This is a genomic window from Pristimantibacillus sp. PTI5 (genome assembly GCF_048572955.1).
Lineage (GTDB): Bacteria > Bacillota > Bacilli > Paenibacillales > Paenibacillaceae > Pristimantibacillus.
The window spans coordinates 5,361,652-5,379,603 of record NZ_CP183886.1; the positions used below are offsets into that span (position 1 = coordinate 5,361,652).

Annotated in this window: 11 protein-coding genes and 1 pseudogene; 10 read left to right on the top strand and 2 right to left on the bottom strand. The window is 45.4% G+C overall.

Going from position 1 to position 17,952, the window contains the following annotated elements; translation table 11 throughout:
* Positions 1-6 precede the first annotated feature (6 nt).
* The 10 genes and pseudogenes from ACN6MW_RS23880 to ACN6MW_RS23925 form a co-directional block, all read left to right on the top strand.
* The gene (locus tag ACN6MW_RS23880) at positions 7-1,713 is read left to right on the top strand and encodes an extracellular solute-binding protein (RefSeq protein WP_419872370.1); all 1,707 of its coding nucleotides are present in this window, start codon (positions 7-9) and stop codon (positions 1,711-1,713) included.
* A gap of 78 nt (positions 1,714-1,791) precedes the next feature.
* Positions 1,792-2,691: an ABC transporter permease gene (locus tag ACN6MW_RS23885; protein ID WP_419872371.1), complete on the top strand. Its 900-nt coding sequence runs from the start codon at positions 1,792-1,794 to the stop codon at positions 2,689-2,691.
* An 11-nt stretch (positions 2,692-2,702) separates the two neighbouring features.
* The gene (locus tag ACN6MW_RS23890) at positions 2,703-3,584 is read left to right on the top strand and encodes a carbohydrate ABC transporter permease (RefSeq protein ID WP_419872372.1); all 882 of its coding nucleotides are present in this window, start codon (positions 2,703-2,705) and stop codon (positions 3,582-3,584) included.
* Positions 3,585-3,719: 135 nt separating this feature from the next.
* Positions 3,720-6,254: a carbohydrate binding domain-containing protein gene (locus ACN6MW_RS23895; RefSeq protein WP_419872373.1), complete on the top strand. Its 2,535-nt coding sequence runs from the start codon at positions 3,720-3,722 to the stop codon at positions 6,252-6,254.
* Positions 6,255-6,295: 41 nt separating this feature from the next.
* Positions 6,296-7,495, top strand: a complete 1,200-nt coding sequence (locus tag ACN6MW_RS23900; protein ID WP_419872374.1) for a hypothetical protein — start codon at positions 6,296-6,298, stop codon at positions 7,493-7,495.
* A gap of 1 nt (position 7,496) precedes the next feature.
* Complete coding sequence (locus tag ACN6MW_RS23905) at positions 7,497-8,597, top strand: aminotransferase class V-fold PLP-dependent enzyme (protein ID WP_419872375.1); 1,101 nt, start codon at positions 7,497-7,499, stop codon at positions 8,595-8,597.
* A 124-nt stretch (positions 8,598-8,721) separates the two neighbouring features.
* Positions 8,722-9,669, top strand: a complete 948-nt coding sequence (locus ACN6MW_RS23910) for a zinc-dependent alcohol dehydrogenase (RefSeq protein WP_419872376.1) — start codon at positions 8,722-8,724, stop codon at positions 9,667-9,669.
* 30 nt (positions 9,670-9,699) lie between these two features.
* Complete coding sequence (locus ACN6MW_RS23915) at positions 9,700-11,676, top strand: GDSL-type esterase/lipase family protein (RefSeq protein WP_419872377.1); 1,977 nt, start codon at positions 9,700-9,702, stop codon at positions 11,674-11,676.
* A 68-nt stretch (positions 11,677-11,744) separates the two neighbouring features.
* Positions 11,745-13,943 carry a family 78 glycoside hydrolase catalytic domain gene (locus ACN6MW_RS23920; protein WP_419876429.1) on the top strand — a complete coding sequence of 733 codons (2,199 nt, stop codon included), beginning with the start codon at positions 11,745-11,747 and terminating at the stop codon, positions 13,941-13,943.
* A 119-nt stretch (positions 13,944-14,062) separates the two neighbouring features.
* Positions 14,063-14,445 (top strand): annotated as a pseudogene (locus ACN6MW_RS23925) (sigma factor); the annotation flags it as partial.
* 107 nt (positions 14,446-14,552) lie between these two features.
* Here ACN6MW_RS23925 and ACN6MW_RS23930 read toward each other — a convergent pair.
* Both ACN6MW_RS23930 and ACN6MW_RS23935 read right to left on the bottom strand, forming a co-directional pair.
* On the bottom strand, positions 14,553-16,151 hold the full coding sequence (locus tag ACN6MW_RS23930; RefSeq protein WP_419872378.1) for a response regulator transcription factor: 1,599 nt from the start codon (positions 16,149-16,151) through the stop codon (positions 14,553-14,555).
* 3 nt (positions 16,152-16,154) lie between these two features.
* Positions 16,155-17,831, bottom strand: a complete 1,677-nt coding sequence (locus tag ACN6MW_RS23935) for a sensor histidine kinase (RefSeq protein ID WP_419872379.1) — start codon at positions 17,829-17,831, stop codon at positions 16,155-16,157.
* Positions 17,832-17,952 lie beyond the last annotated feature (121 nt).

The window sequence follows — 17,952 nt, forward strand, 5'->3', positions numbered from 1 at the left end:
TATCGAATGAAGAAGATAAGATCGGCTGCTTTGGTTCTTGCAAGCACGATGATGCTCATGACTGTGCTCGCGGCGTGCAGTACAAACAATGAGAAGAATAGTACATCTATTAGTCCGTCAGCAGCAGCAGAATCGACCGCTCCTGCAAATGAGTCTACATCAGTGCCAGCCGACGAAGTAATTGACCCGTTGGGGAAATTCGATCCTCCGATTGAGGTCACCGTTATCCGACCTTACGATGATAATACCAAGTTCGTAGAAGGGGATACGGCGGAGAATAACGAGTGGACGAGAGCGTATGAGGACAAACTCGGCATTAAAGTGAAGTTTGATTGGATCTTGCAAGGCGGGGGGGATCAGTACACTCAGAAGCTGAATGTAGCGATTGCGAGTAATGACTTGGCTGACATCGTTGTCGTTAATTCGAATCAATTGAAACAGTTAGCCGAAGCTGGACAAATAGCAGATTTAACAGAAGTATTCGATAAACACTCTTCTGAATATGTGAAGAAGGTATTAAACGAAGACGGTGGCTTAGCCCTTAAATCGGCAACATTCGATGGCAAGCTGATGGCGATACCTCGCATTGGATCGGATATTGATGAGGTAGCTTTGCTGTGGGTTCGAATGGATTGGCTTAAGAAATTAGGATTGCCAGAACCTAAGACAATGGATGACGTAAGAGCCATTTCCGATGCCTTTACCAACAAAGATCCTGATGGAAACAATAAAGCTGATTCCTTCGGTTTGGCTCTGACTAAGGATCTTGGAAGCGGATTCGGAGGCTTCGAAGGCTTTTTGAATGGCTACAATGCTTATTACAATACCTGGATCAAGGATGCATCCGGCAAGCTTGTTAACAGCAACATACAGCCAGAAATGAAAGTTGCCTTGGCAGAGCTGCAGAAGATGTATCAATCCAAGCAAATCGATAAGGAATTCGGAACGAAGGATGTCACCAAAGTAGCTGAAACGGTAACGTCCGGCAAGATCGGTATGTATTACGGAATGATGTGGACTCCTCTGTGGCCGTTGCAAGGCGGCAAGGAATTAGATTCTTCCATGGAGTGGAAATCTTACGCGATTCCTTCGGCTAGCGACCAGCCGGTTAAAGCGCAAATTCCTTTCCAAGTGCCTCAATATTATGTCGTTAAGAAAAATTCGGAGCATCCGGAAGCGGCTATCAAAATGCTTAATCTTTGGTATGACATTTCATTCGATTCTATGATTGAGCCCGCGGTATATGGCGCAACAAAAGATGGTGTAGAGGCCTTTAAACACGCAATTATAGCAGGCTCTCCTATAACGACGAATATGGATAAATATAAAGCGATTACAAAGGCTCTGGAAACAAATGATACTACGGGAATGAAAGCTAATTTCAAGAATGATTTCGATGCAGTAGCTTCATTCATTAATGGAGATATCAAGGGTTGGGGGATGCATGCAGTCTTCGGTCCAGGTGGCTCCTTCTCCGTCATTGATGATTATGTCAAACGAGATGTATTCCTACGCAATGAATTCTATGGTTCGCCAACTCCTACAATGGGAGAAAAGGGAGGGACACTGGATACGCTGCTTAAGGAAACATTCACGAAGATCATCATGGGAGCATCCTCGATCGATGAATTTGATAAATTCGTAGATAACTGGAAAAAGCTTGGTGGAGATCAGATAACCCAGGAAGTAAACGAGTGGTTCGCTAAGCAATAAACATGAATCAGAGACAAGAGCAATGGGAAGTAAGCCTATTACTTCCCATTGCTGTCTTCAAAAGGATGTGTAGATCAGATGCTATCGAAAAAATGGAGAAGAGAGTTCCCCCTTCACCTGATGATATTGCCCGGGCTCATTCTTATCCTGATATACAGCTATGTACCCCTTTTCGGTTTAACGCTGGCGTTCCAAAAGTTTCTCCCTGGGCGCCCTTTTTTTGAAAACCCGTGGGTAGGCTTCGATCATTTCAAATATGTATGGGATATGCCCAATTCCCTCCGTGTATTATGGAACACGATCTATATTGCAGGCTTTAAAATCATGCTCGGACAGATTGTGCCGATCACCATTGCTTTGTTGCTGAATGAAATACGCAAGGGTTGGTTGAAACGCGGGGTACAGACACTTATTTATTTGCCTCACTTTCTCTCTTGGATAATTCTCGGGGGCATTCTGATCGATATTCTCTCTCCATCACAAGGAATTGTGAATCAAATCGTCAAAGCTTTTGGCTTTGAGCCCATTTATTTTCTCGGCGACAATAGATGGTTTCCGATCACCATCGTCTTATCAGATGTATGGAAGGAATTCGGCTTCAACACGATTGTTTACCTTGCTGCCCTGACTGGTGTGAATCCATCACTCTATGAAGCAGCCGTCATTGATGGAGCAAACCGATGGAAGCAGACCTTAAACATCACGCTGCCAAGCATCCTGCCGATTGTCATCCTTCTCGCAACTCTTAGCTTAGGCAACGTTCTGAATGCGGGATTTGATCAAGTATTCAATTTATATAGTCCATCTGTTTATGAAAGCGGAGACATCATCGACACGCTCGTCTTTCGAGTGGGTTTAGAGGAAGCGCAATACAGCGTGGCTACAGCAATTGGTTTATTTAAGTCATTTGTATCTTTTATCATGATCTCCTTGTCATACTTTCTTGCCTATCGACTTGCTAACTACCGGATTTTCTAGGAGGCTTTTCCATGATACGAATGAGTATCGGATATCGGATTTTTAACGTATGGAATATCGTGTTTCTCGTCTCTCTTTCAATCATCTGCATTTTGCCGCTTGTGCACGTTCTTGCTTTGTCCTTCAGTAACAGCAGTGCTGCCGGAGCAGGTTTGGTCAAACTGTGGCCAGTTGGCTTCACAACAAATTCTTATGAATTTATCTTAAAGAAACCGGCCTTTCTTAATTCTCTTGTTGTAACCCTTGAGAGAGTGTTTCTGGGTACCTTCATTAACATGATGATTACTTTGCTTGTAGCATATCCATTGTCCAAAGAAACGCAAACTTTCAGATTCAGAACATTATACGCATGGTTGTTCGTATTCACGATTCTGTTTAGCGGCGGTCTGATTCCTTGGTACATGACGGTCAAATGGACGGGTATTATGGATACGATATGGGCCCTTGTTCTTCCGGGAGCAGTTCCCGTGTTTAACATTATCCTCCTGCTTAACTTCTTTCGAGGTTTACCAAAAGAGCTGGAAGAATCATCTTCGATTGATGGTGCGAGCCATTGGACAACTTTATGGCGCATCTATGCTCCATTATCAATGCCCGCACTTGCCACCATAGGGCTTTTCACGATCGTTGGCCATTGGAACGCTTGGTTTGACGGGCTGATATTGATGAAGTCGCACGATAATTACCCTTTATCCACCTATCTTCAGACCATACTGGTCAGCATTGATTTGACAAAAGTAAGCGGTGAATCGATGAAAGATTTAAGCGAGGTATCGGATCGAACGGCTAAGTCAGCTCAAATTTTCCTTGGAGCATTGCCCATCTTGCTCGTATATCCGTTCTTGCAGAAATATTTTGTTAAGGGAATCGTTTTGGGCAGCGTGAAAGAATAGGTTAAGACTGCTTGACCGCATCCCGCAAGATGAGACTTCACAATTTAGTCATGAGGGGGAGTCTCCGCTATCTGTTGCGTATATCCGGAAATGGTTATTAGGATAATCCATCATTCATGAAGGGTGTGTTTATTAATGAGAAAAACGCTTGTACGTTTTACATCCATCGTAACAGCTCTTTCTTATATGTTGACCGCGATTACAATTGGTTTCGCCTCCCCGGCTAAAGCTGCTGGCGAGGAGTTTGTAATGGGTATTTTTTATGTTCCTACTTGGCCTTATACGAACGCTACACAATATGATTATATTAAAGATGCGCATATCAATGTTCTGCAAACTTTCTACCCGAATACGAACCAGCCGAGTACGATCTCACAGATGAATGCTGTGTTGGATTTGGCGGCCGACCGAGGGATGAAGGTGCAGGTTTCTGATACGAGATCAGAATATCTGATGGGTACGCGGACGGGGCAGCCACTGCCCGCGGCTTCGGATGCAGATATAGATGCAATAGCTAACTCTTACAAAAACCACCCTGCAACAGCGGGTTATTACATCCAGGATGAGCCGCACGAGTTCGAGTTCCCCAGAGCCGCGCATGTCTATAATCGATTCTTAATGAACCAACCGGATTCGATGTCTAATGTGAATATGTTCCCTGATTCCGGTGTGCCAGGTGGCCCAAGCGAGCACCTTAGCTATATGAAAAAATGGGTGACTACGGTGGGTGCTTCCAAGTTGCAATATTTGTCTATGGACACCTATCCGTTCAAGGACGATGGGAGCATTGGAAGCTACTATTATCAAGATTTGGCCAACTTAAGAGCGGCAGGATTATCCTATAACCTCAAGACAGCAGCATACCTGCAAGCGAATGGGGATAACCTCGCTGGTTATCGCCGACCTAATGCAAACGAGCTAAGATGGAATGTATACAACAGCCTTGCCTATGGTGTGAAAGGATTATATTGGTTTACTTGGTTCCAGCCTGAAATCTATACCCCTAACAACTTCACGACGGCTATTATGGACGGAAGCGGAAATAAAACGGATCTATATATCCCTGCGCAAACCTTAGGTTCAGAGGTTAAAAAGCTTGGACCCACTTTAATGGGACTAACTTCTCGAGATGTGTACTTCAAGGGAACCATTCCCACGGGTACAACAGAGATTCCAGCCAATTACTTCTGGAATCCAACAACAAGCTTTAACCAAATTCTGTCCCATTTTGCTAATGAAGACGGCAGAAGTTATGTGATGGTCGTGAACAGAGATTATGCCAATAGCAGAACGTTAAGCTTCAATTTACCTTCCAAGCCATCTGCGGTTACGGAGGTTTCCAAATCGACGGGTGCGGAGGTCAGCACCAACTACAGTAATACTACAGGAAACATTTCGGCGACATTCCTCCCTGGTGAAGGTAAGTTATATGCGATTTCGTCTGATTTCAACTTGCCTGCAGCGAATGTTAATGATTCCGATGCTGCGATTACCTATTCGGGAAGCAGCTGGCTTCATAGCACAAGCCGGGGAGTTGGTGATTACGCTGATGATGTGCATCATGCAAGTGTTAATAATGAATACTTCGAATATACCTTTAACGGCACAAGTGTGGAGTATATAACGGAAAAGGAAACGAGCGGCGGCAACGTGGATATTTATATCGATAATGTATTCCAACAAACCGTAAGCACATACACGAGCGGGTCTCGTCTCCCTATGCAAACGATCTATAGCAAGACAGGATTGTCTAACGGTCCGCACACCATCAAAGGTGTGAAGAAATCGGGAACATTCATGACGGTCGATAGTTTTAAGGTAACGCCAGGCAGCATGCAGCGCCAAGCTTCCAAGACGAATGATACGTTTGAAGGTATAACGTACTCGGGCACGGGCTGGGGTTATAGCGACGGACGCGGTACTGGGGATTATAAGAATGATCTGCATTATACGACCATGAATAATGATTATTTTCAGTACACATTCACGGGAACGGGTATAGAGTTCTTGACGGACATGGACACCAGCGGCGGCAATGTGGATATTTACATCGACAATGTATTTCAACAAACGATAAGCACCTATAGCACGTCTTCTCACAAAACTCAGCAAGCCGTGTATAGCAAGACCGGACTAAGCTATGGTACCCATACGATCAAAGGAGTTAAGAAGTCGGGAACCTATATGGTGGTGGACGGCTTTTCGGAGCACAAGGGAAGTAATCTGCTAGCAAATTCCGGATTTGAAAGCGGAACCACGACTTCATGGTCAGAGCCTTACGGAGGAACGATTACTACAAATTCCACCAACAAACACTCAGGAGCTTACAGCGCCAAAATTGTCGGAAGAACTCAATTGTTTAGTAGTCCTACGCAAGATGTCACATCTATACTCAAAACAAATAACCGAGGAATTTACCATCTGTCTGGTTGGTTGAAATTGGCCGCTGGAACATCGGATCGGGCGCAGATCGCTATTCGACTAGAGGATGATTTAGGAACGCATTGGGTCAATACAAATTGGAAAACAATTAATAGCACCGAATGGACCCAGAGCTCTGACACGCTGAACATCACTTGGACAGGTAAATTAACGTCAGCGGTCTTGTATGTACAAACTGAAACTTATGGTTATGATATGTATTTCGATGATTTTATCCTCTCCCATTAATGTCAGGCTGAACGTGATTATAAGCTAAGGAGTGGACGGAATTGAACAAAGAGTTTCCTATCGGTATATTCTATATTCCTACATGGGCTGCCACTAATGATATCCAATATAACTACATCCAAGATGCACATATTAATTTTATGCAATCCTTCTATCCCAATGTAGTAGGAATCAACACAGAAGAACAAATGAAAACCATTCTGGATTTGGCTTTTGCCCGCGGGATTAAAGTTCAGGTTTCGGATTCGCGGATGGAGGAGCTAATGACAACAGCCACGGATGAGGAAATTGATGCTATTGCTGGCTCGTATAAGCACCATCCTGCAACCGGGGGTTATTATATCAAGGATGAGCCAAGTCGGGAACAACTCCCAAGAGCCGCTTATGTATACAAAAGATTGAAATGGAATGATCCAAATTCCTTTCCAAACGTGAATATGTTTCCTTCTTCCGGCGTTCCGGATAGCAACCATAAGGATTATTTAGAAGAATGGGTGAGTCAGGCAGGTCCTTCCAACCTTGAGTATCTTACGATGGATACCTATCCGTTCGTTGCTGGTGACGTAATAGGTTCGGACTATTTCAAGGACATGGAAAATTTAAGAGCTGTTGGCTTAAAGTACGATCTGAAGATTGCCGCTTACTTACAAGCAGTAGGGCTTTCACTAGGGGAAACTGTATATCTGCGCCGTCCGAATGCCGATGAGCTGAGATGGAATGTATATACGAACCTAGCCTATGGCGTAAAGGGATTATATTGGTTTACTTGGTTCCAGCCCATAGATCAAGGCCCGGACACCCATTTTACGACAGCGATAATGGACAGTGCCGGTAACAAAACAGATTTGTACGTTCCCGTCCAGTCTTTAAATGAGGAAATCAAGCAATGGGGACCCATCTTAATGGGATTGATATCTCGCAATGTGTTTTTTAAAGGGAAATTGCCGCCAGGTACGAAACCTCTCCCTGTAAATTATTTCTGGGAGCCTGTTGATGATGAGGACCAGATTATTTCGCACTTTGTGGATTCTAGCGGTAGGAATTACATCATGGTCGTGAATCTAGATTCCAGCAATCATAAAACTTTAAGATATCATCTGCCTTCTAAGCCTTCTGTCTTAACAGAGGTTTGTAAATCCACTGGTGCTGAAATTCCTACAAGCTATAGCAGCGTGACAGGAGAACTCTCTTCCACCTTTCTTCCAGGTGAAGGGAAGCTTTACCTCTTAGCGGACGATTAGCATGGCGGATATCTATGATTGGATAGGAATAACTAAGATTATTAATGCTTGTGGCACAATAACGAGAATAGGCGGTTCTAAGATGGCTGCAGAGGTGCTTGCGGCAATGAACGAGGCTGCAGGTGCTTTTGTGGACATCCATAAGTTTCATGCCAAATCAGGGGAGAGAATAGCCGAGCTGTTTGGAGTTGAAGCTGCATGCATTACTTCAGGTGCCTCCGCCGGAATCGCCATATCAGCCGCCTCTTGCATGACTAGAGGAGATGCTGAGAAAATTATTCAGCTGCCTGAGACAACAGGCATTCCTGATGAAGCTTTGATGCTCAAAAGCCACAGAATTCTGTATGATCAGGCACTAAGGGTATCCGGTGCTAAGGTAAGAGAGATCGGTGAGATATCTAAAGTTTCTATCTTGCAGATTGAAGAAGCCATCTCAGATCATACTGCTCTATTTTTTTATGTAGCAGCGGCTGAACAGGTGGAAGGCTCCTTGCCTCTCGCTGATATTTTTAGAGTTACGAGGAGGAATCAAATCCCCATTGTAGTAGATGCAGCTGGGGAACTGCCGCCGATTAACAATGTGACGAAGTATCTAGAGCAGGGTGCATACCTTGTCATTATTAGCGGTGGTAAAGAAATTCGCGGTCCGCAATCTTCGGGTCTTATTCTAGGTAAAAGAGATCTAATAGAAGCTTGCATAGCGAACAGCAGTCCCAACTTTAGTATTGGTCGTTCTATGAAAACAGATAAAGAAACCATTGCGGGTATTGTTAAGGCTGTAGAGTTATTCGTAAAGAAAGATTATGTTCAAGAAATGAGACGTTGGGAAGCCAGGGTATCCAATATCGTAGAGTCACTTTCTCCAATACGGGGTACACACGTGCGACGAGGGTTTCCGAAGGCGCCCGGCGTGCAGCCAGCGGATATACCTAGAGTATTTCTCAGGCCTACCGGCTCCTCTGCGCAAGAGCTTCGACTGATGATGCTGGAACCGGTTATCTATACTAATATACAAGAGGATGAGCTAGTCATTAATCCGCAATGTCTGGAGGATGATGAAGTAGCTCATGTGATTGAGGCAATTATCGCGTTATTAGAGTAGCGGAAGGATACCATACAGGGATTCATTGAGAGCAAAAATCCTGTCTAAGACAGAAGATTCTTTGCTCCTTTATCGGTATTGAATAAACAACTCGAACATACTCAGGAGAGGACGGGAACCATTTATGAAAAGCTTGCAAATCATTGGAAAAGGGAACTACAGGATCATCGAAAGTGAACTTGCTTCTCCTCTGGAGGATCAAATAACCGTTCTTATTCACATCGTATCAACTTGCCCTCGCTGGGATATGAGCATGATGGGCGGTAAAGATATGTTCGACGCATCTAAAGAACCGGAATATCCGCTGCCGCTCGGCTTCCCTGGACATGAGATGGCGGGGACGGTAATCGAGGTAGGCAGTAAGGTGACCACATTTAAGGTTGGAGATCGAGTAGCCGCGCTTGAGCATCTGGTTGATCCCGGAGCTTATGCCCAGTATTTAAATTATCGAGAGCATGAGTTGATCAAGTTGCCGGACGAAATCTCTTGGAAGCAGGCAGTGTCCTTCGAGTTGTTAAAGTGTGTATTGATCGGGCTTCTCCAATTTGGAGATATGCGAGGGAAATCGATGCTTGTATCAGGGCTTGGCCCTGCAGGAATCTTAGCCCTTCAAGCAGCAAAACTGCTGGGGGCTGAAAAGGTAACTGCAGTAGATATAAATAGAGAAAGAATCCAATTTGTGAATAGTTTGGGTATTGGTGATGCCATGCATTCAGATGACCTTGGCGATGATCGATTCGACTTAGGGTACGATTGTGTGGGAGCAGCGGCATCCGTTCAAAGCATGCTTGAACGTATTGATCACCATCTTGTTATATTCGGGGTGTTAAAGGGAGAAGTCCGCTACGCCGATCACTTATGGTTTAAAGGAATAAGACTCGAATCCTACCGGTACCGCAGATTTGAAACAGAGGATCAGGCATTATTGCTAGATCTGGTAGTGAACAAGGGGCTAAACACAGAATGTCTTCAGACTCATCACGTTCCGCTTACTCAATATGAGAAGACCATCTCACTCCTGCAATCACAACAAGCAATTAAGGTTTATGCCTACCCACAGACTGATATGTAAGTCATATTTCTTAGGAAGTGGAGGATTATCATGAAAGCGAAAGCGATCGTATTTACGGGTGTGAACGAAGTGGAATATCTCGATGTAGAGACGCCTGACCCTGGACCAGAAGATGTTGTGATAGATTTAGAGTATTCATGGATTAGCGTTGGTACAGAGCAATCTTTTCTCCGAGGTGAGCGGGTTTCAGGGGAGCAAGTAACGCTCCCGGGGGACGTGCTTCCATTTCCACAGGTTGCAGGATACCAGAAGGTTGGTATTGTGCGGATGGTTGGTGATGGCGTTAGTGGCATTCAACCGGGAGACCGGGTTTTTGCTTCAATAAGCAGAGTAGCAGGAATGGCGTTCGATACGGGAGGCCACGTGAATCCTGCTGTGACTCACTTCAGCCAAGTATGGAAGCTGCCCAATTCAGGTCCTGAAGCTTTGGCTTATGCACCGCTAGTACTCGCACAAGTGGGATACAACTGCGGGATGAGACCATTTGTAGCACCTGGAGAACGAGCCGTCGTCATTGGGGATGGATTGGTTGGTCATTGGGCTGCCCAAACTCTTTCCTCCAGAGGAGCAAAGGTGACGATGCTGGGACGAAGAGATGATAGATTGGCCTTACTTCCTTCGGAAATTCAAGGCATTAATATTCGGACTCCGGGCACGGTGGAAGGTCTTGAAGATTTAACGGATATTCAAGTTGTTGTTGATAGCGTAGGTGCATTACCCGTGTTTCATGCCTTGCGGCCACGAATGAAGCTGAATAGTCACCTTGTATCGGCTGGCTTCCTCGGGAATAATGGCTTAATTGACATTCAAGCGCTGAGAGCTCAAGAAATCACCTTGCATAGTCCTTCCGGATGGACAACTGAGCGAATGAATGAAACGCTAGCCGCTATCACAGATGGAAGACTAACCACGATTCCCTTGATTACTCATTTCTTCTCGGCTTCTCAGGGGAAAAAGGCTTGGCAGCTGATCAAGGATAAATCAGAACCCTTCTTAGGAGTTGTACTCGATTGGCGATCTTCTCAACAAACTGAAGCATTCGTTTTCGTTAAGGAAGAGGAGCTGCCGTTAAGAAGGCAGCCTTTACCTGGAAAACGTGTACGCATTTTCAGTGATGCTGACAGAAATAATCCTGAGGCAATCGAATATGCCGAGGGATCGGATTTTTTGGTCGATTATACAAATGCCTCTATTCGCAGAACGATAGGCAGTCGTATAGCAGATTGGTCCCGACATCCCTTGTATGACATCGTCAGCTTCGACCATACAAAGGTTGAAGACTATAGTAATAAAGCATTTACGGTGTACGCGGAATATGAATATGAACCTGAAGCTTTTGTCCCCGATATCCGGAAGGTGACTAATCGAGCATCGGCTATCATTCCAAGCGTCGTTGATAAACTCCAAGCAGGCGAAGAAGTCATCTACGTCGTCTATGGAGATAGTATCAGCACAGGTGGAGAAGCAAGCCAGAATAGCTTTACTTTTTTTAAACGTTTTGCTGATTATCTATGTGAATTGTACCCCGGGGGAAGCATTCGAATCGTTAATAAAGCGATAGGAGGCGAAACAAGTGAAGGCGGAGCATCAAGAGTGGAAAGTGATGTGATACCTATTCAGCCGGACCTTGTGTCAATCGGATATGGAATGAATGATCAGAACCTGTATGAGCACGGGCTTGGTGTTCCACCTGCGGATTATGAGCGAAATCTTCAACATATAATCGATAAGATCAGAGCATGCGGAAGCTCGGATATATTACTTATTACTCCCTGTGAACCTAACCCATTATGGCAGCATTCAAGTGGAAGGATGAGTGAGTATGTCCAAGTGATTCATCGACTAGGTGATCACTATGGAGTCGGTGTCGCAGATGTAAATAAGTTATGGAGAGAGGAATTAGCAGCGGGGAAAACACCAGAAAGCCTGCTTTTGAATAACATCAATCATCCTAATGATTATGGTCATCATCTCTATTTTAGGGCACTCGTAGACATGATGGGATAGAAATTTGCAAGGAGCTGGCTGTTATTAATTGGACATCAGATTGGATATGGCGCTCTAGGCACGTAAGGATAAATGATTTTGCTTATTTTCGTAAGGAATTCAAGGTTCGTGGGGAATTAGCCTCAGTTCAACTCTATGTATCGGGTCATCACTATTTCCATGTCTATCTGAATGGAGCTAAAATAGGCGGTTATGGAACTCCTGCACCAACAAACCCATATAAGAGGAAGTTCTATATGGAATATGATGTTGGTGATCAATTAAATCAAGGCATGAATTGCATCACTGCAGATGTGCACTATCTCGGTGGCGGCGGACAGAATACTGTGGACGGCCTGCCAGGATTTCGTCTAGAGCTGCATCTCACTTACTTAAACGGGAAGAAACAGGTCGTAAAGACGAATTCGAGCTGGGATACGCTTATAGATATGCCTCATATTACGGGCACTCCCTATCAGCAGAATCGTAGAATATCAGCAATCGAAGATTATGATGCGAGAAAATGGGACGTGGCTTGGCGCTACATTGGCTGGGAGAGTACGAGTACGGCAAAAACATCAAAAGCCAAGCTAACTAAGATCGCTCGTGAAGATTGGCCGATGGTCAGGCAATCTATTCCTGAAGGGGCGATTGAGGAAGAGCTCTCATTAACGAAGCTTAACCTGACTTCTGGGAGCGATGACGAGGAAGTAATGCCTCAGGTGTTCGATGTAGGCAGAATTGTCTCCGGCTGGCCTCGGTTTAAGCTGAAGGGGTTTGAAGGTGCGATAGTTCGATTCAGATACTCCGAGGATTTAGATGAGCAGGGACGAGTAAAGCACAATGTGAGCAACGAGGATTCGGAGCACTATTACGATCAATATACGATGCGGGGTGACTCCCTAGAGGAGTGGCAGCCAGACTTTTCGTACAAGGCTTTTCGATATGTTGAAGTCACGGGTTATCCGTTGCCAATTGAGCCGGGAATAAGTCTTACCGTATGTGTAGCGTACACAGCAATAGAGTACGTTGGAAACTTCCGTTGTTCAGACGAGCATTTAAATAAGATGTATGAAGCATGCATGCGTACTCAGAAGAATAATACGCTAGGGCAAATAGTTGATTGTCCTCATCGGGAGCAAGCACAATATATCGCGGATACGGATTTGCAGGCAGAGGCTTTGCTCTATAATTTCAATTCGCAGTCCGTGATCGAGAAAACTCTAAGTGACTTCGCGGACGCGCAGCTTGAGGATGGCACCTTCCCATTCGTTGCTCCGTCCAACTCCGATAATCCCGATTTCAAGCTCCAGATTCCCGAATGGGATCTGCATTATGCGACACTACTATGGAAGCTTTATGAAGCTTCAGGGGAATTATCACTACTTAGGGCCTACTTCGGAACGCTGCACAGAATGGTCGATTATTTCCTCGGTATTCTTGATTCAGAAACCGGCCTAGTCCCGCTCGATAAAGGCTGGCATATTAGTGACTGGCCTTATCCGTCCGTGGAGCACAAGGGCGAGTTCTTAACCGTTCAGCAGATTAAGCTGCTGCAAGCCATTAGAATAACAAGTGCCGTCGCAACATTAATTGGTGAAGAGAAGAAACTGAGAAGTTATTTGCAGCAAGCCGAACAATTGTCATGTAATATCATCAAGCATCTGTACAACCACGAAACCAAGTGTTTTAGAGATAGCTCGGATTCTGCCCAAAACCATCAAGGTGTGACGGCGATTGCCTTATATGCAGGCGTTGTACCTGATGAGGATAGAGAGCAAGCCATTGCCTATGTTGCGAGTAAAGAATGGGAATGCCGCACCGTATTGTCGTTGCCGCTTCTGCGGATGTTATTCGAGAATAAGAGAGAAGCAGAAGCCTTTGCCATATTAAGCAGCAGGGAATATCCAGGTTGGGGATATATGATTGCGCAAGGAGCAAAAACAATGTGGGAGGGTTGGGAAGACGTCGAGAGCCATTCCCATGCGTGGAATGGATATCCGGCTAGACTCTTTCAAGAATATATAGTTGGCATACGATCAGAAGCTCCGGGCTTCACGAAAGCAGTAATACGGCCGTTTATCCCCGATGAATTATCGTTTGCCGAAGCGTTGGTTTGGACAATACAGGGGAGTTTGTTCGTCCGGTGGGAGAAGACGGTTGGCGGGGGCATCCGCGTAAATGTAAAGATACCTTTAGATGTGCAAGCGAGACTTGAGATCCGATTTGGAAAACAAGAAGTGATTAAGGAGCTAGGGCACGGAGACCAAGAGTTTACTTTGATTTAGATCGCATAGAGTCCAAATACAGGGCTGATCGGAGCATTTGCTCCGACCAGCCCTTGTTTGCAAGTCGGAAGAACGCAAATGGTACAGTCTCATCGACAAGATATACTACGTCAGGTAGTATCCAAAACGTCATAAAATTCGACAATACTGGGGAGGATCTCGAGGAATTGATCTCGATCGGACGATTGGACTGATCAAGGCGATCGAGAGATTCCAAACCGGGAAAGGCACGAAGCTCGCGACGTTCGAGGCCCGCTGTACTGAGAATGAATTACTTATGCATCTGCGGTCTTTGAAGAAGTCGCGGAAGGATGTTTCTTTGCATGATCCGATTGGCACGGACAAGGAAGGAAACGAGACTACATTAATTGATATCCTCGGCACGGAGGCTGATGATATCGCTGATAAGGTGCAGTCGAAGATTGAAAAGTCGGAGATATATAAAAATTTGGATATACTCGATGATCGTGAGAAGGAAGTTGTCATTGGCCGCTTTGGTTTATTTCTAAACTAATCACTAAGACAAACATTTCAATGGATAAAGTGCGGATAACCCTTTCCGAGGGGGAAAGGGTTATTCATTCATTTATTTATTTATTTATTTATTACTTATTTATTACGGAATTCCTGGGGCGTGCTGCCATAATGCTTTTTGAAGATCTTAATGAAATGCGGAGGCGCCAGAATACCTAACTGACTGCTAATCTCGGTTATTTTCAAGTCCGTATGAAGCAGCAGATGTGCGGCGCGTTCCATCCGGATCCGATACAAATAATCACCGATCGTCTCGCTTGTCACAGTTTTGTAGACTTTGGACAGATAGACGGGGTGCAAACCGATGTAGTCCGCAATAGTCTGCAAAGAGATACCTTCTGCAAGATGCTCCTGGATAAACGTCCGGACTTTCGAAGCGATCAACTGATGGGAATCTTCCATCTGATTCGAAGCTTTGGCCCGGATAGCATGGACGATCTTTTCAGCCCAGTCGTAGATTCGTTGTCCGGAGAGTTGGCTTTTCTTCCGCAGAAGAAGGTCGAATTCTTCGCCAAACTGCTCTTCGATGGTACCGTCTTCGGCCGATAACGACAGGCTTAAGGAGGACGAGAGGTAGAGAAGGATCGTGAATAACTGGTCGCTTGAAAGATCAGTTTTTACGTCCCCGATAGACAGGATTCGTCTGATCTTGGCGAGCGCCTCGTCCCAATTTCCCGTTTCGAGCAGAGACGGGAGTAGCGGGGGTTCGTGCAGATTGATAATACTGCGGGGTTGCACGGTCGCAGCCGTATCATCCACCGTAATAAAATAACTCTTGTTCCGTCCAACGTTGCGGTTAATTGCAGATACAGAGGCATGGTACAGATCCGAAAGGGCATCGGGAAAGTTCCGGACACTGCTCAGACAGATGGAAAGCGAGCCCTTCAAATATTTCTGGACATGATTCTGCAACTTAACCGCACAGGAGTCGACTAATGGCAATGCATTGTTATCGGTTGACTTGATCAAAAATACCAGATATCCCTGTTCCGTGATGCAGTGCCACAATTCGAACAGCTCTTGAAATACTTCTTCGGCGATATTGGTGACGGCAAATTCAAGGAGTGAGAGTGAGTGAAGGTCATATCCCGAGAAATCCTCCTCTAACCGAACGACCATCAAAACGAACGGATCGGCTGTTCTGAACGGTAGATCGAGCATTGCTAAACGCTCTTGCAAGACTTCTGGCTGCATGGTTTTTTTCTGAAGCAGATCGTTCAACAGCTGATTTTGGAGTAGCGGTTTGTTCGCATGCAGCGTATGCTTAATGCGCTCGTAAGAGCTGATTTCGGCCCACTCGCGCTCGATGTCCTGAATGGCCGTCTCGACCGAACGAATCAGCTCGCCTACATCGACGGGTTTCAACAAATAATTCATCGTTTGGTACAGGATCGCTTTTTGAGCGTACTCAAATTCATCATGCCCGGACAAGATGATGCACCTAATCTTTCGTGAAAAATGCCGGACGCGCTCGATCAGCTCTAATCCATCCATCTCTGGCATCCGAATGTCGGTAATGATAATATCGACGGCTTGCTTCGTTACAAGCGACAGCGCTTCCTGCGCTGAGTAGGCGCGGTGGACTTCCTCGATGCCGTACTCTTCCCAAGGAATGGTTAAGGCCAGACTATCGACGACAGAGGTTTCATCATCGACGATCAATAACTGGTACATGCGTTAATCCTCCTGTCGTTTTGGTCTGGTCCAGTATAAGGTGACGCTGAGCCCGCCGAGTGCGCTATGTCCGATGTCCATACCGGAAAGCTCCTCGAAATGAATGAGCATGCGTTGATGGATATTCCATAACGCACAGCCCATGGTATCCTCGAGCGGCTGTTTGATTCGCTCCAGTAATGTTTGAATATCCTTATCCGTCATGCCCTTGCCGTCATCCTCAATGGTTAGACGGTACCGATTCTCTTCTTCTCTCCCAGTGATTCGGACAAGTCCTGCACGTTGTTTATTCTCAATGCCATGGATGACGCTATTCTCAACCAAAGGCTGAATCAGCAGCTTCGGGACGGGCAGCCGTTTCATCGATTCCGGAATGTCGATCTCGTATCGCAGCCGTTCCATCCTCAAGCATTGGATCGTGAGATAATTATCGACAACGCCTAATTCCTTCTCCAGCAAGGTCATGGGCTCGTCCAATCTTGTCGTGTAACGGAAATACTCGGCCAGATTCTGTGTCATTGCCGTCACGGCTACGTCATTGCCTAGCCTGGTCATGTTGTTGATGAAGAACAAACAGTTATAAAGAAAGTGCGGATTGATTTGTGCTTGCAGCTGTTTGATCATCGCCTCTCTGGATACGATTTTCTCCTTAAATACCTTCTCGATCAAATCCTCGATCTGTTCCGCCATATCGTTGAAGTTGTCATACAACAAATCGAATTCGTTCCGGCTTACTTTCTTAATGCGGTGAGAGAAATTCCCGTGTTTCAACAAACGTACGCCCTTAAGAAGCGTGATGATCGGCACCTGCACTTTCCGGTAGAGAAAAAGGACGATAACCATCCCCGCCAAAAACAACATGATACAGGCAATATAAAAGAAGTATTTCGTTCTCACGATCGGTTGGAGCGCTTCGTCCAAGGGTAAATAATCCACCGCATACCAGCCCAATGTCTCCGATTTCATGAAATTCACCAGATAATTGGTACCTTCAACCGAAACGACGTCGCTTCCTTCCTGTCGACCCGCAAGAAGAGGGGAAAGCTGAGATAATATTTTGTCCGAATTCCCGGAATTTGTAAGGCGATTATTAATGACGGGATTATCCGGATGAAAAAAGAATGGATCATTGTTGCCGATCATAGCCCTGTCCAGTATTTCCTTAAGGTTATTCTCCGGGAACGTCACGCGAATGGTATAGCCGTTGTAGGATCGATAGGTTGTAAATAGTCTCAGAGCAGGGTCAAGCGTCCACACCCCGCTCGTCACTCCGGTTGGAGGGGAATGTTGACCTGGTACCGATCCGATCCATTGGTTAATTCGGGATGCGTAGATCGAGATTTGATTATCCCAGCCTTCTGAAAAACTCTGGAGATGCATTTTATCCGATAGATCCATCGTAAGCCGCACCTGATCGTAACTATCCATAATGTCGATCGACGGAAGGAGTCCGACCTTGGTGTCCGCCTGGAGAGCTGTTGCCAGCATGTTTAACTGTTTAACATTATGATCCAAATTAATCACAAGAAATCGGAGCCGATTCAGGTTATTGGACTGGATGTCGTCCCGAACCGTCTTCAGGCTGATATTGACCGTATACGTATACATAATCATGACGATAACGGTAGACAGCAGGGTCAGCAGAAGAATGCTGAAAAATGTACGGTATTGTTTGATCATAGTATCGATTCCTTTGCGCGTGTATGCTCTTCATTGTAGGCATCCTTCTGCCCTTTTACAATGCACAGGAAGGGAAAACAAACGCGAAATTAAGATAACGTTATACATGTTTGTATCGCTC

Bases quoted from the DNA above. Each gene is read 5' to 3' on its own strand.
- ACN6MW_RS23885 (WP_419872371.1), top strand. From the start codon at position 1,792: ATGCTATCGAAAAAATGGAGAAGAGAGTTCCCCCTTCACCTGATGATA.
- ACN6MW_RS23890 (WP_419872372.1), top strand. From the start codon at position 2,703: ATGATACGAATGAGTATCGGATATCGGATTTTTAACGTATGGAATATC.
- ACN6MW_RS23910 (WP_419872376.1), top strand. From the start codon at position 8,722: ATGAAAAGCTTGCAAATCATTGGAAAAGGGAACTACAGGATCATCGAA.
- ACN6MW_RS23915 (WP_419872377.1), top strand. From the start codon at position 9,700: ATGAAAGCGAAAGCGATCGTATTTACGGGTGTGAACGAAGTGGAATAT.
- ACN6MW_RS23880 (WP_419872370.1), top strand. From the start codon at position 7: ATGAAGAAGATAAGATCGGCTGCTTTGGTTCTTGCAAGCACGATGATG.
- ACN6MW_RS23935 (WP_419872379.1), bottom strand. From the start codon at position 17,831: ATGATCAAACAATACCGTACATTTTTCAGCATTCTTCTGCTGACCCTG.
- ACN6MW_RS23905 (WP_419872375.1), top strand. From the start codon at position 7,497: ATGGCGGATATCTATGATTGGATAGGAATAACTAAGATTATTAATGCT.
- ACN6MW_RS23895 (WP_419872373.1), top strand. From the start codon at position 3,720: ATGAGAAAAACGCTTGTACGTTTTACATCCATCGTAACAGCTCTTTCT.
- ACN6MW_RS23930 (WP_419872378.1), bottom strand. From the start codon at position 16,151: ATGTACCAGTTATTGATCGTCGATGATGAAACCTCTGTCGTCGATAGT.